We start from the raw sequence: 24,657 nt of genomic DNA, 5'->3' as shown, positions 1-24,657 counted from the left end.
ATTAATAATTAATCAATATTGTAATTTCAATAAATATTTTAAAATATAGAAATTCTTATCAAAAGTAGTGGATTATGAGTCTAATCAACACCCAATCAGGCAAGCTGCGCGTGGTATTTGCAGGGACGCCTGAATTTGCAGCAGTCAGTCTTAAGCATCTGATTTCGCATCAAGATGATCTAAATATCGAGATCGTCGCTGTCTATACACAGCCAGATCGCAAATCAGGGCGTGGGCAAAAAGTCACCCCATCGCCTGTCAAGCAAGTGGCATTGGCACATGATATTGCTGTTGAGCAGCCTGTGAGCTTTAGCTTAAAGCATGAGTTTGGGCAAGTTTCACGTGAAACTTTAGCAGCGTATCACCCCGATGTCATGGTGGTGGCTGCCTATGGTTTGATCTTGCCGCTGGGTGTGCTTAATACGCCAAGCCTAGGTTGTATCAATATTCATGGTTCGCTGCTGCCAAGATGGCGCGGTGCTGCACCGATTCAGCGTGCGATCTTGGCAGGTGATGAGAAGACGGGCATCACCATCATGCAGATGGCACAAGGACTGGACACAGGCGATATGCTGTATAAGATGGAATGCGACATCAGTGATACCGATACCACGCAGAGTTTGCATGATAAACTTGCGGATTTGGGCGCACAGGCTATTGCGACAGTCTTGACTGATTTGCCAAAATATCAGGCAGCAGCAGTGGTGCAAGATGATGCACTTGCCAATTATGCTGAAAAAATCCATACTGCCGATGGACAGATTGATTGGCAAAATTCTGCTTATTATATCCAGCGACAAATCCGCGCATTGAACTGCTTTACCCATCTGAATGGTGAGCGTATCAAGGTAATCTCAGCCATGCCAATTAAAGCGGATCAAGTGACAACAGTCGCCGCTGGTACGGTGATTGGTGTCGGCAAAAATTCTATCTTGGTTTCATGTGGAACAGATGATACAGGTGTACAGCACTTGATTAATATCACAAGCCTACAATGGGCAGGCGGCAAGCCACTGACTGCAGAACAAATTGCCAATTCAGATAAAATTAATGATGGTGATGTATTCGAGATGATTATCAATGAGTGATATTATCAAAAAACTGCACAATAAAAAGCTGTCTAGCCGCGCTAAAATTATCTTAGTTATTGAAGAAATTTTACACGGCAAGTCATTATCAATCCTACTGGATGAATTATTGGTAGGGGTGGATGAGCAGAACCGCAGCTTTGTGCATGAGCTGACACTTGGCACGCTGCGCCATTGGTGGGCATTATCACGCATTCATGAAAGTCTAATCGAAAAAGCACCGACAGATCACGGCGTGGTCTCTGCGCTAAATATTGGACTGTATCAGCTTTTGTACATGAATACCGCACATTATGCCGCGATCAATGATACGGTCGAATCGCTAAAATCTTTGGATAAAGGCTATGGCGCAGGTCTTGTCAATGCGGTATTGCGCAAGGTACAAAAATCTGCTGCCAAATACCAAAAAAAGGTGCAAAAAAACCACAGCCTACCCAATTGGCTTGCCAAGCAGCTTAAGCAAGATTGGGCGGAATACTATGATGAATTGGGTATACAGTTAAGATGCCCTGCGCCGATTTTCCTGCGCGTCAATACACGCAAAATTAGCACCACTGATTATTCACAATTACTAACAAATAATAATATCGCTCATACGCTGATGCCGTTGGGTCTGGCAGATGCTACAACCATTCGTTTGGATGAGCAGATGCGCATCACTGCCCTGCCGCATTTTGCTGATGGTTATGTCAGTGTGCAGGATATGTACGCACAGCTAACAGCGCATTTATTGACAGAGTATCTGCCCAAATCTACCGATGACACACCTGATCACCATCCAAAATGCGTGCTGGATATGTGCTGCGCCCCTGGTGGCAAGACAGCACAGCTGCTTGAAATGTTTCACATGAAACATCTGACCGCCATCGATAATGACGCGCATCGCCTAAAGCGCGTGCATGAAAATTTATCACGATTGGGCTTGGATGACGCGCGCGTGAGTATTGTGACGGCTGATGGTACGACTTGGCAGGCTGATGAGCCATTCGATGTCGTTGTGCTTGATGCGCCTTGCACTGCCACGGGCGTGATTCGTCGCCACCCTGACATTGCACTGCTACGAAGTGCTGATGATGTCATTAATACGGTTGAATTGCAGCGGCAAATCCTTGAAAATACTTGGCGGCAGCTGAAAACTGGTGGCGTGCTTTTGTATGTTACTTGCTCGATTTTAAAGGCGGAAAACGAGCAGCAACTAAGCAGTTTTCTAGCCAATCACAGCGATGCCAAAGCTGTGCCATTTACACTGAATCTGCCAAATCAAATCGCCCAAAATGTCGGCTATCAATGCTTGCCAATCGATGCACAAGGCGGTGATGGCTTTTATTATGCACTGCTAGAAAAAGTGGCGTAAATCGGCAATTTTCGCTATCTTGTGATTGGCAAAATGTGCTAGAATTAATAAATTTTATTAGGCAGACGCCCAGAGCGCGCCGAAGCCGAAACTATAGCTTGGAGAGATTATGCAATATATCAGCACTCGTGGTCAGACCGCACCGATGCAATTTAGCGATGTGCTTTTGATGGGTCTAGCCCCAGATGGCGGCTTGATGTTGCCTGAAGTGTATCCACAGATTGATGCTGCAACTTTGGATAAATGGCGCACACTTGGTTATACCGATCTTGCTTTTGAGATTATGTCGATGTTCGCAACCGATATTCCAAGCGAAGATTTGCGTAAGATTATTAATAATACCTACACAGTTGAAGCGTTCGGCAGCGATGAAATTATCCCTGTGACTAAGCTTACTGACAACATCAGCTTACTTGAATTATCAAACGGCCCGACGCTTGCTTTTAAAGATGTGGCGATGCAGTTTTTGGGCAATGCCTTTGAATATGTACTTAAGCAAAAAGGCGAGCGTCTGACCATCATCGGCGCGACATCGGGCGATACGGGCAGTGCGGCAGAATACGCCTTGCGCGGTAAAGAAAATGTCGAAGTGTTCATGATGTCGCCGCATGGCAAGATGAGTGCGTTTCAGCGTGCGCAGATGTACAGCCTAGACGATGCCAATATCCATAATATCGCCATCGAAGGGATGTTTGATGACTGTCAAGACATCGTCAAAGCTTTGCAAGAGGATGCGGCATTTAAGGCAAAATACAGCCTTGGCACGGTAAACTCAATCAACTGGGGTCGTATTCTTGCGCAGATCGTGTATTATTTTAAAGGCTATTTTGCTGCGACACAAAGCAATAATCAAAAGGTGAGCTTCTGTGTGCCATCGGGCAACTTCGGCAACATCTGCGCAGGTCATATCGCGCGCGAGATGGGCTTGCCAATCGATCGCTTGATCGTCGCGACCAATGAGAACGATGTATTGAATGAGTTTTTCAATACGGGCAAATACATTCCGCGTACATCGGATAAGACTTTTGTGACTTCAAGCCCGTCGATGGATATTTCTAAGGCGTCAAACTTTGAGCGTTTTGTGTTCTTGTTGCTTGATAAAGATGCTGATAAAGTAAATAGTCTGTTTAATGATGTGAAACAAGGCAAGGGCTTTGATTTGTCAGATAAATTATCGCAAGTCCAAGCGCAGTTTGGCTTTGTCGCTGGTAAATCAGTGCATCAAGACCGCCTAAACACCATCAAAGCAATTTATGAACAAACCCATCGCCTGATCGATCCGCACACCGCTGATGGCGTCAAAGTGGCACTGGAAGTGGCAAAAGATGGCGAAGTGATTTTGGTGGCGGAGACGGCGTTGCCTGCGAAGTTTGAAGAAACTATGCATGAAGCGGTTGGCGCAGTTGAGTTGCCACGCCCTGCGCACACGGTAGGTCTGGAAGATAAGCCGCAGTATGTCACCGTGCTTGCTAATGATGCGCAAGCGGTCGCGGCATTGATCGCTGACAAGGTTGCGCCGCGCTAAATGAGCTACCAAGCCTTTGATGACAAGCAGGCGGTATTAGCGCTGTGGTATATTGTCAATACTTCGCTTGCGGCGTTTTATAAGCTTGTCGCGCACTGTGGTGATGCCAAAGCTGTTTTACTCAGTGACCCTGCTGTTTGGCAGGGTCTTGGCATTCATGCGGCACACCAAAAGCGTTGGCAGGATGCGGTCGATGTCACTGCTTTCATTGATAAAGTAGCGTATGATGTCGGCTGTGGCAGTTATGGGCTGCTAATCGTCGGTGATGCAGCTTATCCATCGGCATTGGCTGAGCTGTATGATCCGCCGCCTGTGCTGTTTTATCGTGGTAATGTCGTGCGTTTAAATGATAAACAAATCGCCATCGTCGGCAGTCGTAATCCAACTGAATCGGCGCAAAAAATCACTTTTGATTTGGCACAGTATTTGGCGCAAGCAGGCTTTGTGGTGACTAGTGGTCTTGCGCAAGGAGTGGATCGGCAGGCGCATTTGGGCGCACTGGCGCAGCTGCCAAGCCTGTCAGGGCGTACGGTGGGTGTGATGGGCACGGGCATTGATGTGATTTATCCGCGCAATCATAACGCGCTGTTTGCCCAGATTATCAAAGATGGCGGCTGCTTAATCAGTGAACTTCTGCCATCGACGCCAGCAAGCAAGCATACTTTTCCGCGGCGCAATCGCTTGGTGGCAGGCTTATCAAAAGCTGTCATCGTCACCGAAGCTGCTCTACAAAGCGGCTCGTTGATCACCGCGCGCCTGTGTGCTGAGCAAGGCAAGCAAGTGTTCGCTGTGCCAAGCAGTATCGATAATGCTAATGCTGAAGGTTGCCACCATCTGATTCGCGAAGGGGCGACGCTGATTTATCATCCTGATCAGATTTTAGAAGATGTCAATTTGCAAGATGATGAATTTTTCAGCGCGCTGCCCAAGACCTTTAGCCAAGGCAATACGCTGTATGGCGAGACGCCAAAAGCCGCTGAGACTGAAAATTCTGCCAAATCTGCACCCGCTTCAACTGCGCAAACAGCCACTCAGCCTGTTGCTATTCCTGAAAATCTGCAAGGCTTATATGCACTGATGGATACGCCCAAGGATTTAGACGCTTTGGTGATGGCAAGTGGTCAAGATGTCGGCAGTTTGCTTGCAAATTTAATGGAGCTTGAGATTTTGGGTGTGATTACACAGGTGGGTGGTCGCTATGGTAGATGCTAAGATTTTTTACACAGAGACACTGACTGAAGCGGCAGCATATTTGCACGCAGGTGGTGTGCTTGCCTATCCGAGCGAGAGCGTGTGGGGATTGGGCTGTGATGCCTTTGATGCTGCTGCACTTGAGCGGGTGATTGCACTGAAATCTCGTGATGTTGGCAAGGGCTTGATTGTCTTGACTGACAGCGCCGATCGGCTTGGGTCGCTGCTGAATGTTTCACATGAAACATTCCTTGATATTGACCAATTGCAGCAGTATTCGCTGAATTTTACTCAAGAACACGCGCGTGCTTTGACTTGGCTTGTACCTGTCAAATCAGGCGTTCTGCCCAAAGTCTTGACAGGTGCGCATACATCGCTTGCGGTGCGTATCACCACACATCCGCTGCTTGCCAAGCTGTGCGCCGAGATGGTAAGCGCGCACAATCCTTATGGCTTGTTGGTCTCGACCAGTTGCAATCTATCAGGACAAGCACCTGCCACGACACTTGATACTGCGATGGCAGCATTTGGCGATCGTGTGGCTTATCTGGATGCTGAAGGGCTAGGCTTTGATCAGCCAAGCTGTATCATGGATTTGGTGACAGGTAAGGTGCTGCGTTGAATTTTTTATCGTCTGCCAACTTTGAAATATACTTAAGTCAAAATCACTTGCAGTAATAACCATACAACTTCGCTTATTCCTGATCTTTTTTCAAATTTTTTATGCCTTGAATTTACAATCTAACCGCAACACCAAATAAAAAAGAAGTGTTCATCAATTTAATGTATCATTAAGTTACCACACAAAACAAGACATTAAAGCATATGAACACTTCTTATAGACATCTTAGCATAGATGAACGTGAAAAGATAATGGTTTTACTATCTTTGGGCAAATCCATTGGTATGATTGCCAAACGGTTAGGCAGAGCCAAATCCACCATTTGCCGTGAGATAAAAAGAAATGGCTATGATGGCAATTATTCAGCAACCAAGGCAAATTGCTTATACCAAACAAGAAGACAGGCTTGTCACCCTAAGTTAAAGCTTAATAACCCACTTGTATTTAACTTAGTACAAGACAAGCTGTTTAACCACCAATGGTCACCTGAGCAAATACAACATCGTTTAGCCTATGAAGACAGTCAAATACAGATTAGCTATGCAACCATCTATCGAGGGTTATACAAGGGCTTATTTGATGTGGATGGTAAGCTTGCCACAAGAAAGCTAAGGCACAAAGGCAGAACTCGTCACACCAAAAACCATGAAGAAAAGCGAGGTAAGATACCAATTACTCATCATCTTAAAGACAGACCACAGATTGCCAATGAACGCCTAAGAATTGGTGATTGGGAAGCTGATACAGTATTGGGTAAATCAGGCAAGGCTTGTCTTGTGACATTGGTGGATAGATGTAGTCGCTTTTTGATTTGTGCAACCGCTAAAGCCAAAAAGGCAGAATTAATCAGTCAAGCAATCATCCATGCTTTAGCCAATCACCCTGTGTTTACCATTACGCCAGATAGGGGAAAAGAATTTGCCAAACACAAACAAGTAACAGACAGTCTAAAAGCAAACTTCTACTTTCCACCACCAAGCCAGCCTTGGCAAAGAGGAAGTAATGAGAACACCAATGGGTTGCTTCGGGAATATTTTCCAAAGCAACAAGATATTAACCAGTGGGATGAACAATACATACAAACAAAGGTTGCTAGACTTAATCTACGACCGAGAAAATGTTTAAATTGGCGAACACCTTATGAGGTTTATTATCAAAAGGTGTTGCAGTTGGTTTGACAATTCAAGGCTTTTAAAATGGCTGATTTTTCAGCAAAAAACACCGCCTAGTGAATGAACCGCACCCCAAAAGTTAGACCCTAACCTTTGGGGTGTTTTTATGACCAAATACACAATGGACTTTAAACTTGAAGTCATTGATCATTATTTAACAGGACATAGTTACCACAACACAGCCAACTCTTTTGGTATTAAACGCTCTATTGTCCAAAACTGGGTGAGACTCTACCAAACTCATGGTGTTGATGGTATTCGTATCAGAAAGAGCAAAGCTAGTTATTCACCAGAATTCAAACACACTGCAGTATTACAACTACTTGCTGGTAAATCCATACGCACTTTGGCGATTGAATTAAATATCAGCAACCCAAGTGTGCTGTTTCAATGGTTAAAAGCTTATCAAACTCATGGTATCATGGGACTGACTCCTAAACCCAAAGGCAGGCAATCTATGCTAAAGACCAGCAAAGCAAGCCAAACATCCAAACTTGATGAACAAAAGACCCATGCTGAATTGATTGCTGAATTACAACACTTACGCATGGAGAATGACATCTTAAAAAAGTTAGAAGCCTTGGAGCGTCAGCAAAGAAAAAGCAAATCATCATCAATAAAATCACAGTGATTGACGAGCTAAGGCAGATTTATCCATTAAAACAATTACTGACTTATCTTGGTGTTGCCAAAGCAACCTTTTATTATCACTTAAAGCAATTCAAGCAAAAGGATAAACATCAAGACATCAAAGATGCAATCAAAAAGATATATCACACCCATCAAGGCAGATATGGCTATCGCAGAATCACCCTTGCCTTAAAACAGTTAGGCTTTGTCATCAATCATAAAAAAGTGTGGCGACTGATGAACCAAATGGGACTGAAAGCACGGATTCGCTCTAAACGCAGATTTAGTGCTTATCAGGGTAAGGTGGGTAAAATCGCTGATAATGTACTCAAGCGTGATTTTAAAGCAGATCGACCCAACCAAAAATGGGCGACTGATGTCACTGAGTTTAAAGTGTTGGATAAACAAGGTAATGTCAAAAAGCTTTACTTGTCTCCCATCATGGATTTGTTTAATGGAGAAATTGTTAGCTATCAGATGCACAGTAGCCCAAATTATGGCTTGGTTGCCAAGATGCTTGATCAGGCACTAAAGCGACTGCAAGCAGATGATAATGCTGGCAACGATAGCAGCAAACCACAATTGATTCTGCATTCAGATCAAGGCTGGCACTACCAAATGCAAAATTATCAACAAACCTTAAAAGACAACAACATCATTCAAAGTATGTCAAGAAAGGGCAATTGCTTGGATAATGCGGTGATAGAAAGCTTCTTTGGCACATTAAAAGAAGAAATCTTCTTTCATGACAAACATCAAAGAAGATTTACCTCCATTGATGAGCTTAAACAAGCGATTGATGAGTGCATCCATTACTACAATCATGATAGAATAAAGATTAAACTAAAAGGACTAAGTCCTGTAAAATACAGGCGCTTAGTCCTTGATCAAACCACTTAATTTAAACCTAGTCCTTAATCTTAACTTTGTCTAAGATTTGGGGGTCGGTTCAATATTCCCAGACACCCCATAAGAGGTTATACTACCCCAAACTAGGAGTAATCTCTCATGACAAAACAGCGTAAGCAGTACAGCACTGAGTTTAAACTAGAAATGGTCAAACTCATTGAAGAGCAAAATCAGCGTGTTGTTGATGTTGCTAGGCAATATGATATCGGTAAATCTACTTTAGAAAACTGGCTTAAACGTTATCGTCTTGAACTTCAAGGCAAGCCATTAGCCACAGGTCATGCTCTAACACCAGAACAACGAGAGCTTGAACGACTTCGTAAAGAAAATGCCCAGCTAAGACTTGAGCGAGATATTTTAAAAAAGGCATCCGCTCTATTAGCACAAGACAGCTTACTATCCCGCTAATAGAGCAATTGATGGGGCAATACAGCATCGGTAAAGCAAAGCTGTGTCAGTTATTTGGTATTTGCCGAAGTACTTATTATGCCAAGCAAAAACCAAAACTGCCAACACGCAAAGAGATTGAGTTACGCTTATGGGTAAAACAGGCATTTGATTGCTCCAAAGGGTCAGCAGGATCTAGAAGTATTGCTGCTATGGTCAGTCGTACTCATCAGATTAAACTCACACGCTATAAAGCGCGTCAATTAATGAGAGCACAAGGACTTATCAGTCGCCAAAGCATCAAGCATCGCTATCGCTTAGCTGATCAAGCACATACAGTGCATGACAACTTGCTTAAACGGCAGTTTGCACCAGCTGCACCCAATCAAGTATGGGTATCGGATGTGACGTATATTCACACCAAAGCAGGATTTTGTTATTTGGCAGTGGTGATGGATTTATATGCCAGACACATCATTGGCTTTGCCATGAGTGATCGTCCAAACAGTGAGCTGACCACCAAAGCATTAATCATGGCTTATACCATACGCTTTCAACCAACCGGTGTGTTATTTCATTCAGATCAAGGATCTCATTACACCAGTCGCACCTTTGCTGATACTATTGCTAGATGTAAGATGACACACAGTATGAGCAGAAAAGGCAACTGTTGGGATAATGCACCAACAGAAAGATTCTTTCGAAGTTTTAAATATGAGTGGATGCCAAAACATGGTTATGAGAATATTCATGAAGCAAAAGTAGATGTGGCAAGTTATATTCTTGGCTATTACAGTCAACTCAGACCCCACAGCTTTAATAACTACCTAAGCTGTAAGATAAACTACCGTTGTTTACAGTATTAAGGTAAAATACTGCAAATGAACATTCATAAAAATACACGATTGCTTCCCTACCAACGGGAAGCCATTTGGACTGCTTATCACAAGAACAGGCAGTCAGTTACTTCACTAGCATTGGAGTACAAAGTATCAAGACCTACCATTTACAAAGTCTTAAAACTTGCTCGTGTTAAGCTACTCAAGCCCCAAGCCAGTACCAACAATCGCTTTAAACAAGCCAAATATGGTATTAAACGCCTTGCTAAAGTTGAACAATCCATACAGGATAAGCTCAAAAAGCAAGCCAAGCGATACAATAAGTCCTATCCTGGTGAGATGGTGCATGTGGACACCAAACGCCTGCCCTTGCTCAAAGGACAAAATGCCAACAGTCCTAGAGAATATCTATTTGTTGCCATAGATGACTATTCTCGCGAATTGTATGCTGACATCATGCCGGATAAAACAGCCTTTAGTGCAACACAGTTTCTTGTAGAACAAGTGATAGAGCCATGCCCCTACAAAATTGATGTGATTTATTCTGACAATGGCACAGAATATAAAGGCACAAAAGACCATGAATTTTCTCAAGCCTGCTATCAAAACAACATCAATCAAAAATTTACCAAAGTAGGTAGGCCACAAACCAACGGCAAAGCTGAAAGGGTCATACGAACATTAATGGAGCTTTGGCATGATAAACATGAATTTGTCAGCAGTGAGCATAGAAAGCAAGAATTAACCAGATTTCTTAATTTCTACAACACTGTTAGACCGCACTCATCTTTAAGTAAGAAAGATGAGACTACTGGCAAGACTTTAACTTTTACTCCTTATGAGTGGTTAGAGTTTTATTTTAAGCAAAGTGTAAATAACGCTTGAGTTTCTTACACCTAAGCCCTGTTGAAAAAGAACGACAGTTTTTTAACAAAACCCTCTTAGGGGTTGTTTGAAAATAGTTGACCGGTACAAGAATAAGCGGTGTTTTGTTTTTATGTGCTAAACAAGGGGGGTGGTTAGGATGGTTTTTTGGCAAAGACTAATTTGACAATCTGCCAAGCTACTGCCACCGCACCGATGATGAATACCACATCACCAAAGGTGCGCACCCAACGCAAGGTCTCAAGAAACCCTTGCTGCATAAAGCCTTCGCTACGCGCATACCACAAGCCTTCAGTGATGGCGGCGTGTGCTTGGAAGATACCGATTGGCAACAGACTGGTGGCGATCATCAGTACCAGACCAATGTTCAGTGCCCAAAAACCAAGCTTCATCAGCTTATCATCAAAGCGATGTTCAGGGCGTAGATAGCGCACAATCAACAGCACAAAGCCTAGCGCCAAGAAGCCATACACCCCGAACAAGGCAGCGTGTGCGTGCACTGCGGTGGTGTTCAAGCCTTGTAGATAGAACAGTGAGATCGGCGGGTTGATCATAAAGCCGAACACACCCGCACCAAGCATATTCCAAAACGCCACAGCAGTGAAAAATAAGATTGGCCATTTAAGTTTTTGCATCCAAGGCGCTTGATGCTGCTTAGAATAATGCTCATAGCCTTCATAGCCAAGCACCACCAATGGCACAACTTCTAAGGCTGAGAAAGACGCACCCATCGCCATAATCGGTGTGGTCGTACCTGTAAAGTACAAGTGATGGAAAGTGCCTGGAATGCCGCCGACCAAGAACAGTGCCGCTGATGCGATGGCAGAACCTGTGGCAGTGCGATAGCTGACCAAGCCCAAATTATAAAAGATAAAGGCAAATGATGCAGTGGCAAAGACTTCAAAAAAGCCTTCTACCCACAGATGCACCACCCACCAGCGCCAGTATTCCATGATGGCGATGTTGGTGCGCTCACCGTAGAACAGCCCTGAGCCATAGAACAGACCCACGCACAGTACTGATGCGACGAAGATGGCAAGCAGGTTTTTGTCGCCGTGTTGTTTAAAGCCATTGACCCAGCCACGCATCATCAGTACAAGCCAAATCAGCACACCGACCCATTTTAGGATTTGCCAAAAACGACCCAAATCGACATATTCATAGCCCTGATGACCGAACCAGAAATTCAGATCGGCAGGCAAAATATGCGCGACGGCGAAGTACTGCGACGCAAACGAGCCGACACAGACAATGATGAGTGCCACCCACAGAATATCCACGCCAAGCTTTTGGAACTTAGGATCTTTACCGCCATTAATAATCGGTGTCAAAAATAGACCCGCTGCCAAAAATGCTGTCGCAATCCAAAACAGCGCAAGCTGAATGTGCCATGTGCGCAGCAGCGAATAAGGTAGATAATCAGACAGCTGAATGCCGTAGAAGGCTTGACCTTCGACCGTATAGTGCGCGACGACGCCAGCGACAAAGACTTGGGCGACGAATAATGCCGCGACCAAAAAGCCATATTTGCCCAGTGCTTTTTGTGATGGGGTTAGTGCAAGCTTGGTCAAAGGATCGGCACTTGGCGCGTGAATGACTTCTTCTTCGGGTTTTTTAAACGCCCAAATCCAAATCATAAAGCCCACACCTGCGATCAAAAATACCACCGATGCGATCGACCAAATAATATTCTCGGCGGTCGGTACATTGTCAATCAATGGCTCATGCGGCCAGTTATTGGTAAAAGTCGCATCCGTGCCAGGGCGTTCAGCTGATGCGATCCAACTGGTCCAAAAGAAAAAATCCGCCAAGCGTTCACGCGCAGTGACATCAGGTAAGGTGTTGTTTTTCATCGCGAAACTTTCGCGCGTACCGACAAGCTCAGGCGTATCACCATACAGATCGATGTAATACGGCGCAACCGCTTCGATCGCTTGGATGCGCGCATCAGACAGCACAACCGTCTCAGTGCCATTGGCAGCGCTGCTGCGATATTCTTGCTTCATCTGCTCATTGATGCCTGCTTGTTCAGCGGCACTTAGTTCATCGAATGCCTTATTGTACAGTGCTTTGGCTTGGATATTTTGATAAGCGACAAGCTCGCGATGCAGCCAGTCGGCTGTCCAGTCAGGCGCTTGATACGCGCCGTGACCAAGCACAGAGCCCAGCTGCATACCACCTGTGGTTTGCCATGCCGATTGACCATCCAAAATATCTTTTTCGGTCATGATGACATCGCCCTGACTGCTGACGAACTGCGTAGGAATTGGCGGTGCTTGGCGATAGACTTCGACACCACCCCAGCCCAATAGGGTAAATGCGATGAGCAAGGTGCCGATCAGCCAATACCAATGCTTTTTATAATTACCCATCTCTTGCTCCTTGTGGCTTGATAGGGAAAAATGATCAGAAAAAAGTTGTGGATCAACTTGGAAAAATTAAAAGATATATATAAAATACATCTTTACAAGCGTAATTTTACGAGCATTGGTAGAAAAAATCAAGTAAGCGTGTTTAAAAATCTTAAAAATCGCTCAGTCAAGCAGCACAAGCAGCTCGTCTTTATTTTTGATAAAATCATCCAGTGTATAGCGATCCAACACCGCCATAAAAGCTTCGGTAGCTTCGGCGATGGCGGATTTGAGCGTGCAGGCAGGGGCAATGACACAAAATTCATTGCTCGTGGTGCTAAAATCAACCGTCGGAATGCGCGCAGGGTTATTGCTGCTGTGATCATCGCAATCTTGGTACAGTTCATCAAAGCACTGCACCAGTGCAAAATCATGCTCCGTATAGCGAAACAGCTGACCGATATTGATATCACGCGGATGCATCGCCAGACGGATGCCGCCATTTTTGCCGCGCACGGTGTCGATGTAGCCAAGTTTGCTAAGCTGATGGATGATTTTGGTGAGATGGTTTTTGGAAATGTTGTACGCTTGGGCGATGTCGCTGATATTCACAATCTCGTCGCTGCGTGGTTTGACCGCCAAATAAATCAACGAACGCAAAGCAAAATCACTATATTGGGTCAGTCTCATGAATATCACCAAAACAAATCAATGCACCATGATGACAAACAATGCACCAATAATCAAATGAAAATTTGTCATATCCAACAAAAAAGCACCAATTACGGTGCTTTTTTGTGCAAGGTGCGCGATTTATTTGCGCTTACCGGTCAATAGCTCATAGATGAACAGGATGATGATCGCGCCGATCACTGAGAAGATCAGATAGCTAAAGCCTTGTGTTGCGTCCATCCCAAAAAATCCTGAAATAAATGCACCAACATAAGCGCCCGCGATACCCAAAATGATGGTCAAAATCCAGCCCATGCTGTCTGCACCTGGTTTTAGTGCGCGTGCCAACAAACCGACAACCAAACCTACAATCAATGCCCAAATCATATACTTATCTCCAAAAAATTCAATGAGTTATCTATTTACGCTTAAGCTTATGCTTAAGATTGAGTTTTATTGTAACGAAAGATTATCTTACTGTGGGTAGTCGCTGTGTAAGTAGGGTATGCTTTCGGTAGTAGGGTCTTAATATTCTTACACAACTGTAAGTATGGTCTATGAAATTCAAAAGAATACAGCGACCGCTTGCCTTGCTGTAGGATCAAGCAAAAATTTACACCAGTAGCATCATTATGTAAAGTTAATCAATCACCCATAAAAAAACAGCCATCATCTGACGGCTGTTTTTCTTTATAAATCATGTACTTAGCAAGTTTTATCCACTGTCTCAATGACATTTAGATCAAAGCCTGAGAGCGCATTGAATTTGACCGGGCTTGATAATAGGCGCATATCTTTGACGCCAAGATGTTTTAAGATTTGTGCGCCGACACCGATGGTTTGATATGGGGCGCGGCGGTTTTTGCTGCTGGTTTGGCTTGGGTTTTTCAAGGTATCAAACGCATCTGCCAAACCCAGTTCATCACCATGACCGATCCATACCAGTACGCCATGCTCAGCATCGCTGATTTCGGCTAGGGCGTTGTGAATCGTCCAGTGGCTGCCTGTGGTGTGGATGCCGAACAAATCTTTCATTGGGCTAAAACTGTGCACGCGCACTGTGCTGACGCCGCCTGCTGTTGGCGTGCCTTTAACGAATGCCAAATGCACATCCTCTGAGCCAAACTCACTAAAGCGATAGGCAGTGAATGCGCCGTGCGCGGTCTCGACTTCAAAATGCTCAACTTCGCTCACCGTCTGCTCGGTCGCCATGCGGTATTGGATCAGATCAGCGATCGTGCCGATTTTTAGCCCATGTTCTTTGGCGAAAATCTCCAAATCATCACGGCGCGCCATCTCGCCATCTGGCTTGATAATCTCGACGATCACAGACGCAGGCTCAAGTCCTGCTAGGCGTGCCAAATCACAGCCTGCTTCGGTGTGTCCAGCGCGGTGCAGCACGCCGCCTTTACGCGCCATGATCGGGAAGATGTGTCCTGGTTGGACGATGTCGGCAGGTTTGGCATTGGCAGCGACAGCCGCACGCACGGTAGTGGCACGATCTGATGCTGAGATGCCAGTGGTGACGCCTTCAGCCGCTTCGATGGATAGGGTGAAATTGGTGCTGAATTTCGCGCCGTTTTTGTCGCTCATCAATGGCAGATCCAGCTGTTTGCAGCGCTCTTCGGTCAAGGTTAAGCACACAAGCCCACGCGCATGAGTAATCATAAAATTGATCGCTTCAGGGGTGATGTGGCTTGCCGCCATGATCAAATCGCCTTCGTTTTCGCGGTCTTCATCGTCCATTAAGATGACCATTTTGCCTTGTTTGATGTCTTCGATGATCTCAGAAATGCTGTTCATAGCCATGATTTTTACCTTTTTTATTGTTGTTTATGAAAAATTTTGAAAATCAATCCAAAAATATGTCACTACTATGGGGGCGTTTGGCTCATTATAAAGGGTTTTGGAAAAATTTGTTAGCCATTTTTTAGCCAATTAATAAAGGCATAACTCGTCTGTTCTTTTTGATTATCGCCAAATTCATAAAAGTGCGCATCCAGTAAATTATCAGGCAAATACTGCTGTGGGTAATAGTGATTGGGATAATCATGCGGATAAATATAGCCGACGCCATAGCCGTCTGATTTCATAAGCTTGGTAACGCCATTTCGTAGGTGCAGCGGTACGGGCGATTGGTCGGTTTCGGCAAGTTTCATCGCGGCATTGATGGCGTTGTAGCTAGTGTTTGACTTAGGGCTATTGGCAAGATACACCACCGCTTGCCCCAGAATGATGCGCGCTTCGGGCATGCCGATGGACTGCACTGAGCGCAGGGCAGTGTCGGCGATCAGTAGCGCATTGGGATTGGCAAGTCCGATGTCTTCACTGGCAGCGATTACCAGTCTGCGCGCGATAAAGGCAGGATCTTCGCCTGCTGTGAGCATCCGAGCCATCCAGTACAAGGCAGCATCAGCATCACTGCCACGGATGGATTTGATCATCGCTGATACCAGATCGTAATGATTGTCCCCTGATTTGTCATAGCGCACCAGTGACTGCCCTGCCACGGCGGTGACGCTTTGATTATCGATGATCACAGGCTCAGCCCCAGCTGCCACAAGCTCCAACAGATTCAGCGCGCGCCTTCCATCACCTTGGGATAGGTCGATGAGTGCGGTTAAGTCATTGATGATGATTTGTTTGGTTTTTAGTACGCTGTCTTTATAAATAGCGCGGTCGATGAGCGCGGTGATTTCATCGGCGCTTAGGGGGTTTAATTTATACACTTGGCAGCGCGACAGCAGGGCATTATTGACGCTGAACGATGGATTTTCGGTGGTTGCGCCGATAAAGGTAATCTCGCCTGTTTCTACCGCTTGTAATAGCGCGTCTTGCTGGGCTTTATTAAAGCGATGAATCTCATCGACGAAGACTACAGGCGGCTCGTGGAATAAGCCATCATCTGCCGTCAGCACTTCGCGCAGCTCTTTGACGCCGCTACTGATAGCGGATAAGGGGCGAAACGGTCGGTTCACCGCATGGGCAAGCAGCATGGCGATCGTCGTCTTGCCGATGCCTGCTGAGCCGTGTAGGATGATCGATGGCAAAAAACCTTGGCGGATGATGTTCGATAAAGGCGCGCCTTGTCCTAATAGATGGCTTTGTCCGATGACATCATCAAGGCGTGTCGGTCGCATTCGTTCGGCGAGTGGTTTCATGGTAAATTGCCCAATAGCAAAAGTTGTGCTATTGTAGCATGGATTATTTTTGTGTACCAAACGCAGATATTGCCCAGTCATACTCAGCCACACTCTGTTATCATTTAACCATACCTATGTTCTCCAATCCTTTGACTTATCCTAAGCTTAGCCGTGCCTTGAGTGATGGCGAAAAAGCAATCGCCAAAAGTGTGTTTGGTGATGCCATTGATCTTGAGAGCATTCGGCTAAAAACAGCGTGGTGGGTGCTAAAGGGCTTTGCAGTGTCGCCTAATGGCAATATCTATTTTCACCCTGATGACTGGATGGAAGATGTTTCATGTGAAACATTGGTGCGCCGTGCGTGGCTGATCCATGAGCTGACCCATGTGTGGCAGGTGCAGCAAGGGCGTGCGGTGTTTTGGCGAGCATTATTTAACCGCAAATACCGCTATCAATTCGATGGCAAGGATTTTGGTCGCTATGGCGTCGAGCAGCAAGCGCGCATGGTTGAAGAGTATTATATCCGCCGCGAGATGGGATTGGACTGTAGCGCGTGGCAGGCGTGTGTGCCATTTTTGCCTAATTTTCCTGATAAAGAGCTTGTCTGATTCTCTAAAGATTTTTGGCTTTGATAAGTATTTGGATTGATTTTATAATTAAAATAATAACAAACTGCATTAATACACTTGCCTAATACTCCAAGTGTTAATTTTTATTATTGATAATGATTTTTATTTTGAATATAATAATAACGATGGCGTGACCAGTTTTGTACCATATCTGATCACTGAATAATAACAAAAGAAAAAAGAGAGCATATTATGTCAAAACGCCTAGCACTATTATCTACAGCTGCCGCACTTGTATTGGCTGCTTGCCAACCTGCCAACCAAACCGATGCCGCCGATGCCAAAAAAAGCGAAAGTGAGCTTGCTCCTGCCATCGCTGCAGCGAGCGCTGATCTGAGCCGTGAAACTGACGCGTACAAAGCATGGGTGAGCGATGAGATCGATCAGTTGGTGACAGGCACGCAAGCTTTCGCCGATGCGCTCAAATCAGGCAATCTTGATGAAGCCAAACGCCTATATCCTTTGGTGCGTATGCACTATGAGCGCAGCGAGCCGATTGCAGAGAGCTTCGGCGATCTTGATCCGCGCATCGATAATCGCGAAGCTGATCTGGAAGCAGGAGAGGCATGGACAGGCTTTCATACCATCGAAAAAATTCTTTGGACACAAAACACCACCCAAGGCACTGAAGCCTTGGCGGATCAACTGGTCAATGATGTCAAAGAGCTGCGCGCCAAAATTCCAACGGCTGAAGTCACAGGCGATCTGATGGTGCAAGGTTCTGTTGATCTACTAAACGAAGTATCGACCAGTAAGATCACAGGCGAAGAAGAGATTTTCTCAAAAACGGATCTGTATGATTTTAAGGCTAACATCGAAGGTGCTGAGAAGATTTTTGAAATTTTAAAAGATAAAATCAATGCCAAAGATCCTACCTTGGTGAAGGCCTTACAAGAGCGATTCGCCGCGGTCAATGAACTGCTTGCCAAGCACCAAGTCGGCGATCAACATTATAAATCTTATACCGATCTGACCGAAGAAGACACCAAGGCGCTTGCCGAAGCGGTCAATAAATTGGGCGAACCATTGGCACAAATGGGCATTGTCCTAGAATAAACCACACAAAAGCTGGGCATGATGCTCAGCTTTTGACATTTTGGTACTTATGATAAAAAGTCTTTAAATCATCAAGCAAGAATAACAATAACAACAGGGGGTCTTATGACACAAGCACATACACCATCGCAGCGACGGTTTTTGCAAGGGTTTGGTGCGGCTTCGTTGGCATTGGGTTCGGCATCTTTGGTGGCGTGTCACAGGCAAGATGGCAAGGCGTTAGATGCCACAAGCGATGCATCTGTGCCTGATTTTGCTCGGCTGCGTTATGACTTTTTTGGCGAGCATCAAGCAGGGATCACGACGACTGCGCAGCGGCATATTTATTTTTTGGTCGCGGATCTACATACCGATGACATCGATGCCGTGCGCCAAATGTTCAAAGACTGGACGGCTGCCGCTGCTCGACTGACCCAAGGTGAGAACATCGCTGACTACGGCAAAAATGGCTATGTGCCGCCGACTGATACCGGTGAAGCGGACAGTTTGGGTGCGTATGGCTTGACTTTGACCTTCGGTGTTAGCCGCAGTTTTTTGGATAAATTGGGTTTATCGGATAAAGCACCAGCAGAGTTTCGTGATTTGCCAAATTTTGCGCGTGATCAGATCCGACCTGAGCTATCTGGGGGTGATCTGTGTATCCAAGCCTGCGCCGATGATCCGCAAGTGGCATTCCACGCGGTACGCCAACTGGTACGCCAAGCGCGCTCAACCATCACCATGAAATGGTCGCAAGATGGCTTCACATCGTATGACGACACCGCCCAAACCTCACGCAATCTGTTCGGCTTTAAGGATGGTACCGCCAATGTACTTACGCTCAAAGATGCGGACAAATACATCTGGGCGGACTCTGCACCTTGGCTGACAGGCGGCAGTTATTTGGTGGTACGGGTGATTCAGATGCACCTTGAGACTTGGGATCGCACATCGCTAAAGGGTCAAGAAGAGACCTTCGCGCGGCATCGTGATACAGGCGCGCCACTGGGGCAGGGTGATGAGTTTGCTGCCTTTGATCCTGATGCCAAAGATACCAATGGCAAACCTGTGATGCCTGCGGTGGGGCATACCACGCTTGCCAATAAAACAGGCACGCAGATCCTGCGCCGTTCGTATTCGTACGCCAGTGGCATTGATACCAAGACAGGGCAGTTCAATGCAGGATTGCTGTTCATTTCTTTTCAAAAATCCCCTGAGCAATTCATCACCATCCAAAATGCGCTAGGACGCATGGATAAGATGAATGAGTACACCACGCACATCGGCAGCGGGCTGTTTGCGTGCTTTGGTGGGGTGAAATCGGGCGAATATTTGGGTCAAGCACTGCTTGAGATGGCATAATTATGAAAAAATTTCTACACAGCGCCATCATCAGCGCAGCGATTACAGTTGGCATGACAAATACAGTGACAAGCACTGCGATGGCAAGCACACCAAGCACTGATCATACCAATACTGCCACACAAGTACAAATAAGCACCGCACAGCCGCTGAACTTCAGCCCTTTATTCATCGAATTATCCGATGCGATGAGTGCGCTAAAAAATGGCGATGATAAGAGTGCCATCGCGCATTTACAAGTGATCAAAATCGCCGTGTCCGCCATGCCGATGGATACAGCGCACGCACACAATATCAATACCGCGCTCGATGCCGCGATCAGTACACCAACGGATGCACAGCTATCGGTGGTATCGACAGCACTGTATGCGGCTGAACAAGCCCAAAATCCTGTGGATCATGACAAGCAGCGTCACAAGTTCGCTGAGCAAATCTTGCCTGCCTATGACAAGATGCTGCCTGTACTGCACGCGATGACGCCACAAGATCCTGCCAGTGTCGATGCAGCGCGCCGTGCTTATGCAGCGTTTAACAGTGTGTGGCTTAGCAATGAGCGCATGGTGCGAAAGGCAAGTATGGCGCATTATGGCGGTATCGAGACGGCGATGGCGCTGATGCGTGTCGCCATCGAAAGCACTCCTGCCAACACCGAACTGCTCAGCACCCAAACCGATGCGCTCAAGGTGCAGCTAGACAGTTTTATTTCAGGTCAAGCGGTGCAGACACAGGCGCAGACGATGGGTTTGGCAGATGCCACACAGCTACTTAAGCAGGGCTTGAGCGCATTCCAAAATCACGATCAGAAGGTAGGCTCGGAGAAAATCGCTGAGTTTATCCGTGTCTGGAGCGGTGTCGAAGGGCAAGTCAGCACGCGCAATCCATCACTGTATGGGCGCATCGAATCACAGCTGCCGATCGTGATGGCACATGGCGATGATCCCAAGCAGCAAGCGGTACTGTCAGACTTGATCGCTGAGCTTGATGCCATCAATCCGACCACCGAATACACCGCGATCGATGCAATGCTGATTTTATTGCGCGAAGGATTAGAAGCGCTGCTGATCGTCGTCGCGCTGTTATCCGCCTTGAGCGTCGCTAAGCAAAGCCGTGGCAAGGCGTGGGTCTATGCAGGCGTGGCATCAGGCTTGATCGCAAGCGTGCTTGCTGCCATCGCTCTGCAGTCGCTATTGCCTGCGACATCATCGGGTGCGGGTCGTGAAGTGTTTGAAGGAGTGATCGGTATCATCGCGGTGGTGATGATGATCGGTATCGGTGCGTGGCTGCACAGCAAATCATCAGTGCAGTCGTGGAACGCCTTTATCAAGCGGCACATGGGACAGGCACTGACCACAGGCAGTTTTGTTGGGTTATTTGGCTTGAGTTTCTTATCGGTGTTTCGCGAAGGGGCGGAGACTTTGCTGTTTTATGTGGGGATTTTGCCGAATATCAGCATGACCAATTTTCTGCTTGGTATCATGCTTGCACTTGTGGTGCTTATGGTCGTTGCCTTTGTGATGCTCAAGACTTCTGCCAAATTGCCCATCCCTAAGCTGTTTGCGATTTTGACTTGGGTTATTTACTTTTTGGGCTTTAAAATTTTGGGCGTCAGCATCTTAGCACTACAGCTGACCAATCACTTGCCGCGCCATGTCTTATTTGGTGTGCCTGCGATCGAGTGGGCGGGATTTTATCCGACGCTTGAGAGTATTGGCGCGCAGCTTTTGTATGCGATTTTGATTATTGCGCTGCAGTATTATTTGAAATACAAAACCCATGCCGCCGCCCACGCATGATCGATGATAAAAGCCGTCTTGGACGGCTTTTTGGTATGGATAAGTTGAGATTAAATTGAGAGATCTATTTTATTGCCTGTGATCATTGCCTTGATAAGGTTTTGTTTTTCAACAAAACTCATACCGATGGCGGATAGCACATGGAGCGGGATTAATAGATACAAGCTATTTGCCAAAATCTCATGCAACTCTTGTAGCCACTCTTCACCCCAATAGGCATCAAGGCCCATCAGATATCCTGTGACACCAAGAGCGATAATCACGCCCCACAGTGCAAACATCATCAGCGCGCCAAAAGGGTTATGCCCAAGGTGCGTGCCTTGTTTACCAAAGCCTTTCAAGTGATTCTTGATACGGCGCGGCGTCGGGAAAAAATCGCTAAAGCGTGCATATTTAGTACCAATAAAGCCCCAAATTAGCCGCGACACCACCAAGGCTGCCACCGCATAGCCGACATATTCATGCCATGTGCTGCCTTCTTCGATTAGCTCGGTCAAATTGACAAAAATACCGATGGCGACAAGCCAATGCGTCAGACGCACCCAGATGTCCCAGACTTTGACAGTTTTAGCGGTTGTGGTGGCAGTGGTGTTCATGGGTTTTACTCTCTTAGATGGCCAGATTATTCGATTTCACTTTTGACGATTTTGCCAGTTTTCATATCGAAGTACATTTCTACTTTTTTACCTTTTGGGCTTTTGCCGTACAGCTCATAGCAGTTGCCGCTGACTTTGAAATTTTTTACCGTAAAGCCTTTGTTAATCAGTGCTTGCTCAAGGGCTTTTTGGGGAATATGCTCTTTGGCAGGATAGCTTGGGCAAGTGGCAGATGCCAGTGCGCTGGTGCTGGCAATGAGTGTAGCGCAAGCGATGGCAAGGGTTTTGATGTGTTTCATGATATGCTCCCAAATGGAAAAATAAACTTAAGGGTTAAAATATCCACCATGTTTTGGTGTGAGCATAGTATAGGTGAGAAAGCTGAAGATAAGCTGAAGAAATTGAAAAATTTTAAAAAATTTATTTTCTATATACTAAATGATAACGGTTCTAGGAGTGAGAAATATTTGCATCAAAGCCACTTGTATTTTGGTAAAATTTTGCCTAGAATACATCGAATATGGAAACCCAACGATCAAGGAGAGATGATGAAAACTGCCCCATCCACACTTGCCATTGCTCTAGCCTTAGCGGTCAGTGGCACAGCGCACGCCCAGACTTATAGCCAGACAGTGTTTTTCGGTGATAGCCTGACCGATACAGGGCGACTGAAATCGATCGTAACAGGCGTAAAACCTGCTGTCGGCGAGCAGCTACAAAACTCTTTTACCACCAATCCTGATCCTGTATGGGCGACTCATTTGGCAAATAGCTTAGGCACAAGTGCAGATGCCAATACCACTGCCAATGCAGGTGGCACTAACTATGCCGTCGGCGGCGCGCGCTCATCTGAGACGGTGAGTTGGAACGGTATGTTCGACATCCCAACGACCAATCAACAAATCCTAACCCACCTTGCCCAAAATCAAGGCAAAGCAGATCCAAATGCGCTCTATACCGTGTGGATCGGCTCAAATGACTTAATCGCCGCGGCTAATCCAGCCATCGGTCAGCTTGAAGCTTTAGAAAAAATCACCGCTGCGGTAAAAGCTACCGCCACTGATGTCGCAACACTAAAAGCCACTGGCGCGCAGCATATCTTAGTACCAAATGTGCCTGCTTTGGGTTTGACGCCGCGTGCGATTTATGCCGAAAAAGTTTTGGGCGTAGAAGGGGCGATGGATAAGGCAAATTTGGCAGCAAGCTTGTATAATGAGAATTTGTACAAGGCATTAAATGGTTTGGATGCCAATATCATCCCTGCCAATACCTTTGGGTTATTGCAAGAAGTGACAAGCGATCCGCAGGCGTTCGGCTTTAGTAATACAATGGGCGTGGCGTGTAATATGCCAGCGCGCACAGATAATGAAAACGATCCAGCATCGACATCGCTTGCCTGTACGCCAAATAACTTGGTCGCACCTGATGCCAACCAAACCCATCTGTTCGCCGATGACATTCACCCATCTGGACGCACGCATCAGATCTTGGCAGAATATTATCAATCCCTACTGACTGCGCCTACTGCGATCGGTCAGCTGCCCAATGTCATTTTACAAAGTAGCGCCAATGATGCGCAGTCGCTGAACCGCCGTATGAATCAGCTGCCTGTGAGCAAAAACAGCGTCTGGGCAGATGTCAGCGCAAGTGATGTCGATAGCGGTGATGTGAGCACAGATGGTGTTAATCCAAGCGTCACCATCGGTGCAGGCTTTGGTGGTAAGGCATCGCACACAGGCGCGTATGCGAAGTTTGGCAAACAAAATTATCAGTTGGGCACGCAGATCGATGCCGATGTCAAAAGCTATGGCGTCGGTGTGTATCATCGCCATGATTTTGATAAGCTGAGCGTTAATCTACAAGCAGGCGTGGATAAGCTTAAAGTTGATACCGATCGCGATATCGCTTGGGCAGGCGCACCACGCACGCACCAAGCTCGTGCCGATGGTACGCGACTGCACGCAGGGGTGCAAGCTGGTCTGATGCTCACGCACGGCGCGTTCAGCTATCGCCCTTATCTTGGGCTGACAGCACAAGAAGTGACGCTGCAGGATTTGGTCGAAGATCAAAGCACGCTTGCCACAGCCCTGCGCTTCTCGAACCAATCGCGCAAATCGCTACAGGGTGAGATCGGTGTCAATGGCGCGTATCAAGTCAATGACCGCTACAGCGTGTACGGTGGCGTCGGCTACCTGCATGAGTTCAAGGATGATGATCGCACCGTGCAGGCGCGTCTGCTGTCTTTACCTGCCTATCAGCGCGACTATGGCGTAACTGTCGCGGCAGCTGATACCAGTGGCGTGACCGCGCATTTGGGGCTTGCAGCAAAGCTGAATGACGCGGCGATGCTCAATGCATCAGTTGCGACCAATCAATTAAACAGTGACGAGAAATCACTGACAGGTCTGGTCGGTATCCAAGCGCAGTTTTGATTAACCTGCTTAAATAGCAAAACCTTGCTCAAAATCATGGGC

22 protein-coding genes and 1 pseudogene are annotated in these 24,657 nt (G+C 46.4%); 16 read left to right on the top strand and 7 right to left on the bottom strand.

Features of this window, described 5'->3' with window-relative positions; translation table 11 throughout:
- The first annotated feature begins 74 nt into the window (after positions 1–74).
- From fmt to NKU06_RS04330, 11 genes and pseudogenes are all read left to right on the top strand, one after another.
- Positions 75–1,088 carry a methionyl-tRNA formyltransferase gene (gene fmt / locus NKU06_RS04380; protein WP_254729049.1) on the top strand — a complete coding sequence of 338 codons (1,014 nt, stop codon included), beginning with the start codon at positions 75–77 and terminating at the stop codon, positions 1,086–1,088.
- Entirely contained in the window at positions 1,081–2,442 is a 1,362-nt protein-coding gene (gene rsmB, locus NKU06_RS04375) for a 16S rRNA (cytosine(967)-C(5))-methyltransferase RsmB (protein ID WP_254729047.1), read from the top strand. The genes fmt and rsmB overlap by 8 nt, the downstream gene beginning before the upstream one ends.
- Positions 2,443–2,551: 109 nt before the next feature.
- The gene (gene thrC, locus NKU06_RS04370; RefSeq protein WP_254729045.1) at positions 2,552–3,967 is read left to right on the top strand and encodes a threonine synthase; all 1,416 of its coding nucleotides are present in this window, start codon (positions 2,552–2,554) and stop codon (positions 3,965–3,967) included.
- Positions 3,968–5,179, top strand: a complete 1,212-nt coding sequence (gene dprA / locus NKU06_RS04365; protein ID WP_254729043.1) for a DNA-processing protein DprA — start codon at positions 3,968–3,970, stop codon at positions 5,177–5,179.
- Complete coding sequence (locus NKU06_RS04360) at positions 5,166–5,780, top strand: L-threonylcarbamoyladenylate synthase (protein ID WP_254729041.1); 615 nt, start codon at positions 5,166–5,168, stop codon at positions 5,778–5,780. The genes dprA and NKU06_RS04360 overlap by 14 nt, the downstream gene beginning before the upstream one ends.
- A 203-nt stretch (positions 5,781–5,983) precedes the next feature.
- On the top strand, positions 5,984–6,958 hold the full coding sequence (locus NKU06_RS04355) for an IS30 family transposase (RefSeq protein WP_254728850.1): 975 nt from the start codon (positions 5,984–5,986) through the stop codon (positions 6,956–6,958).
- Between the two features lie 100 nt (positions 6,959–7,058).
- The gene (locus tag NKU06_RS04350; RefSeq protein ID WP_254729039.1) at positions 7,059–7,583 is read left to right on the top strand and encodes a helix-turn-helix domain-containing protein; all 525 of its coding nucleotides are present in this window, start codon (positions 7,059–7,061) and stop codon (positions 7,581–7,583) included.
- Positions 7,559–8,482, top strand: a complete 924-nt coding sequence (locus NKU06_RS04345; protein ID WP_371928033.1) for an IS3 family transposase — start codon at positions 7,559–7,561, stop codon at positions 8,480–8,482. The genes NKU06_RS04350 and NKU06_RS04345 overlap by 25 nt, the downstream gene beginning before the upstream one ends.
- 108 nt (positions 8,483–8,590) lie before the next feature.
- Positions 8,591–8,764, top strand: a pseudogene (locus tag NKU06_RS11695) (transposase); the annotation flags it as partial.
- A gap of 95 nt (positions 8,765–8,859) precedes the next feature.
- On the top strand, positions 8,860–9,744 hold the full coding sequence (locus NKU06_RS04335; RefSeq protein WP_371928032.1) for an IS3 family transposase: 885 nt from the start codon (positions 8,860–8,862) through the stop codon (positions 9,742–9,744).
- Positions 9,745–9,759: 15 nt separating this feature from the next.
- Complete coding sequence (locus NKU06_RS04330) at positions 9,760–10,602, top strand: integrase core domain-containing protein (RefSeq protein WP_254729032.1); 843 nt, start codon at positions 9,760–9,762, stop codon at positions 10,600–10,602.
- Between the two features lie 134 nt (positions 10,603–10,736).
- Here the strand turns inward: NKU06_RS04330 and NKU06_RS04325 are convergent, their stop codons facing one another.
- The 5 genes from NKU06_RS04325 to NKU06_RS04305 all read right to left on the bottom strand — a co-directional run bounded on the left by NKU06_RS04325 (position 10,737) and on the right by NKU06_RS04305 (position 16,786).
- Positions 10,737–12,974: a nitric-oxide reductase large subunit gene (locus NKU06_RS04325; RefSeq protein ID WP_254729029.1), complete on the bottom strand. Its 2,238-nt coding sequence runs from the start codon at positions 12,972–12,974 to the stop codon at positions 10,737–10,739.
- Between the two features lie 162 nt (positions 12,975–13,136).
- Positions 13,137–13,643: an Rrf2 family transcriptional regulator gene (locus tag NKU06_RS04320; protein WP_254729026.1), complete on the bottom strand. Its 507-nt coding sequence runs from the start codon at positions 13,641–13,643 to the stop codon at positions 13,137–13,139.
- A gap of 123 nt (positions 13,644–13,766) precedes the next feature.
- Positions 13,767–14,012 carry a GlsB/YeaQ/YmgE family stress response membrane protein gene (locus NKU06_RS04315; RefSeq protein WP_253222756.1) on the bottom strand — a complete coding sequence of 82 codons (246 nt, stop codon included), beginning with the start codon at positions 14,010–14,012 and terminating at the stop codon, positions 13,767–13,769.
- Positions 14,013–14,330: 318 nt separating this feature from the next.
- Entirely contained in the window at positions 14,331–15,434 is a 1,104-nt protein-coding gene (gene ribBA / locus NKU06_RS04310; RefSeq protein WP_254729023.1) for a bifunctional 3,4-dihydroxy-2-butanone-4-phosphate synthase/GTP cyclohydrolase II, read from the bottom strand.
- 110 nt (positions 15,435–15,544) lie between these two features.
- Positions 15,545–16,786 carry a replication-associated recombination protein A gene (locus NKU06_RS04305; RefSeq protein ID WP_254729020.1) on the bottom strand — a complete coding sequence of 414 codons (1,242 nt, stop codon included), beginning with the start codon at positions 16,784–16,786 and terminating at the stop codon, positions 15,545–15,547.
- A gap of 116 nt (positions 16,787–16,902) precedes the next feature.
- On the opposite strand from NKU06_RS04305, the gene NKU06_RS04300 reads away from it, so the two are divergent.
- The 4 genes from NKU06_RS04300 to NKU06_RS04285 all read left to right on the top strand — a co-directional run bounded on the left by NKU06_RS04300 (position 16,903) and on the right by NKU06_RS04285 (position 21,587).
- Positions 16,903–17,376, top strand: coding sequence for a type IV secretion protein Rhs (locus tag NKU06_RS04300; RefSeq protein WP_254729017.1), 474 nt, complete (start codon positions 16,903–16,905; stop codon positions 17,374–17,376).
- A gap of 213 nt (positions 17,377–17,589) precedes the next feature.
- The gene (gene efeO, locus NKU06_RS04295; protein ID WP_254729015.1) at positions 17,590–18,453 is read left to right on the top strand and encodes an iron uptake system protein EfeO; all 864 of its coding nucleotides are present in this window, start codon (positions 17,590–17,592) and stop codon (positions 18,451–18,453) included.
- Between the two features lie 105 nt (positions 18,454–18,558).
- Positions 18,559–19,794, top strand: coding sequence for an iron uptake transporter deferrochelatase/peroxidase subunit (efeB, locus tag NKU06_RS04290; protein ID WP_254729012.1), 1,236 nt, complete (start codon positions 18,559–18,561; stop codon positions 19,792–19,794).
- A 2-nt stretch (positions 19,795–19,796) separates the two neighbouring features.
- On the top strand, positions 19,797–21,587 hold the full coding sequence (locus NKU06_RS04285; protein ID WP_254729009.1) for an FTR1 family protein: 1,791 nt from the start codon (positions 19,797–19,799) through the stop codon (positions 21,585–21,587).
- A 50-nt stretch (positions 21,588–21,637) separates the two neighbouring features.
- Here NKU06_RS04285 and NKU06_RS04280 read toward each other — a convergent pair whose 3' ends face one another.
- Together NKU06_RS04280 and NKU06_RS04275 are read right to left on the bottom strand one after the other, a co-directional pair.
- A complete protein-coding gene (locus NKU06_RS04280) occupies positions 21,638–22,183 on the bottom strand; it encodes a cytochrome b/b6 domain-containing protein (protein WP_254729006.1) in 546 nt (181 codons plus the stop codon).
- 26 nt (positions 22,184–22,209) lie between these two features.
- Complete coding sequence (locus NKU06_RS04275; protein WP_254729003.1) at positions 22,210–22,482, bottom strand: PepSY domain-containing protein; 273 nt, start codon at positions 22,480–22,482, stop codon at positions 22,210–22,212.
- 249 nt (positions 22,483–22,731) lie between these two features.
- Here NKU06_RS04275 and NKU06_RS04270 point away from each other — a divergent pair, with 249 nt between their 5' ends.
- Complete coding sequence (locus NKU06_RS04270) at positions 22,732–24,615, top strand: autotransporter domain-containing protein (RefSeq protein WP_254729001.1); 1,884 nt, start codon at positions 22,732–22,734, stop codon at positions 24,613–24,615.
- Positions 24,616–24,657 lie beyond the last annotated feature (42 nt).

Source organism: Moraxella sp. FZLJ2109 (assembly GCF_024296965.1).
GTDB lineage: Bacteria > Pseudomonadota > Gammaproteobacteria > Pseudomonadales > Moraxellaceae > Moraxella.
This window is presented reverse-complemented; position numbering and strand designations above follow the sequence as displayed.

Bases quoted from the DNA above. Each gene is read 5' to 3' on its own strand.
- efeB (WP_254729012.1), top strand. From the start codon at position 18,559: ATGACACAAGCACATACACCATCGCAGCGACGGTTTTTGCAAGGGTTT.
- thrC (WP_254729045.1), top strand. From the start codon at position 2,552: ATGCAATATATCAGCACTCGTGGTCAGACCGCACCGATGCAATTTAGC.
- efeO (WP_254729015.1), top strand. From the start codon at position 17,590: ATGTCAAAACGCCTAGCACTATTATCTACAGCTGCCGCACTTGTATTG.
- NKU06_RS04275 (WP_254729003.1), bottom strand. From the start codon at position 22,482: ATGAAACACATCAAAACCCTTGCCATCGCTTGCGCTACACTCATTGCC.
- NKU06_RS04270 (WP_254729001.1), top strand. From the start codon at position 22,732: ATGAAAACTGCCCCATCCACACTTGCCATTGCTCTAGCCTTAGCGGTC.
- NKU06_RS04280 (WP_254729006.1), bottom strand. From the start codon at position 22,183: ATGAACACCACTGCCACCACAACCGCTAAAACTGTCAAAGTCTGGGAC.
- NKU06_RS04350 (WP_254729039.1), top strand. From the start codon at position 7,059: ATGACCAAATACACAATGGACTTTAAACTTGAAGTCATTGATCATTAT.
- NKU06_RS04315 (WP_253222756.1), bottom strand. From the start codon at position 14,012: ATGATTTGGGCATTGATTGTAGGTTTGGTTGTCGGTTTGTTGGCACGC.
- NKU06_RS04300 (WP_254729017.1), top strand. From the start codon at position 16,903: ATGTTCTCCAATCCTTTGACTTATCCTAAGCTTAGCCGTGCCTTGAGT.
- NKU06_RS04330 (WP_254729032.1), top strand. From the start codon at position 9,760: ATGAACATTCATAAAAATACACGATTGCTTCCCTACCAACGGGAAGCC.
- NKU06_RS04285 (WP_254729009.1), top strand. From the start codon at position 19,797: ATGAAAAAATTTCTACACAGCGCCATCATCAGCGCAGCGATTACAGTT.
- fmt (WP_254729049.1), top strand. From the start codon at position 75: ATGAGTCTAATCAACACCCAATCAGGCAAGCTGCGCGTGGTATTTGCA.
- NKU06_RS04325 (WP_254729029.1), bottom strand. From the start codon at position 12,974: ATGGGTAATTATAAAAAGCATTGGTATTGGCTGATCGGCACCTTGCTC.
- NKU06_RS04355 (WP_254728850.1), top strand. From the start codon at position 5,984: ATGAACACTTCTTATAGACATCTTAGCATAGATGAACGTGAAAAGATA.
- rsmB (WP_254729047.1), top strand. From the start codon at position 1,081: ATGAGTGATATTATCAAAAAACTGCACAATAAAAAGCTGTCTAGCCGC.
- dprA (WP_254729043.1), top strand. From the start codon at position 3,968: ATGAGCTACCAAGCCTTTGATGACAAGCAGGCGGTATTAGCGCTGTGG.
- NKU06_RS04360 (WP_254729041.1), top strand. From the start codon at position 5,166: ATGGTAGATGCTAAGATTTTTTACACAGAGACACTGACTGAAGCGGCA.
- NKU06_RS04305 (WP_254729020.1), bottom strand. From the start codon at position 16,786: ATGAAACCACTCGCCGAACGAATGCGACCGACACGCCTTGATGATGTC.
- NKU06_RS04320 (WP_254729026.1), bottom strand. From the start codon at position 13,643: ATGAGACTGACCCAATATAGTGATTTTGCTTTGCGTTCGTTGATTTAT.
- ribBA (WP_254729023.1), bottom strand. From the start codon at position 15,434: ATGGCTATGAACAGCATTTCTGAGATCATCGAAGACATCAAACAAGGC.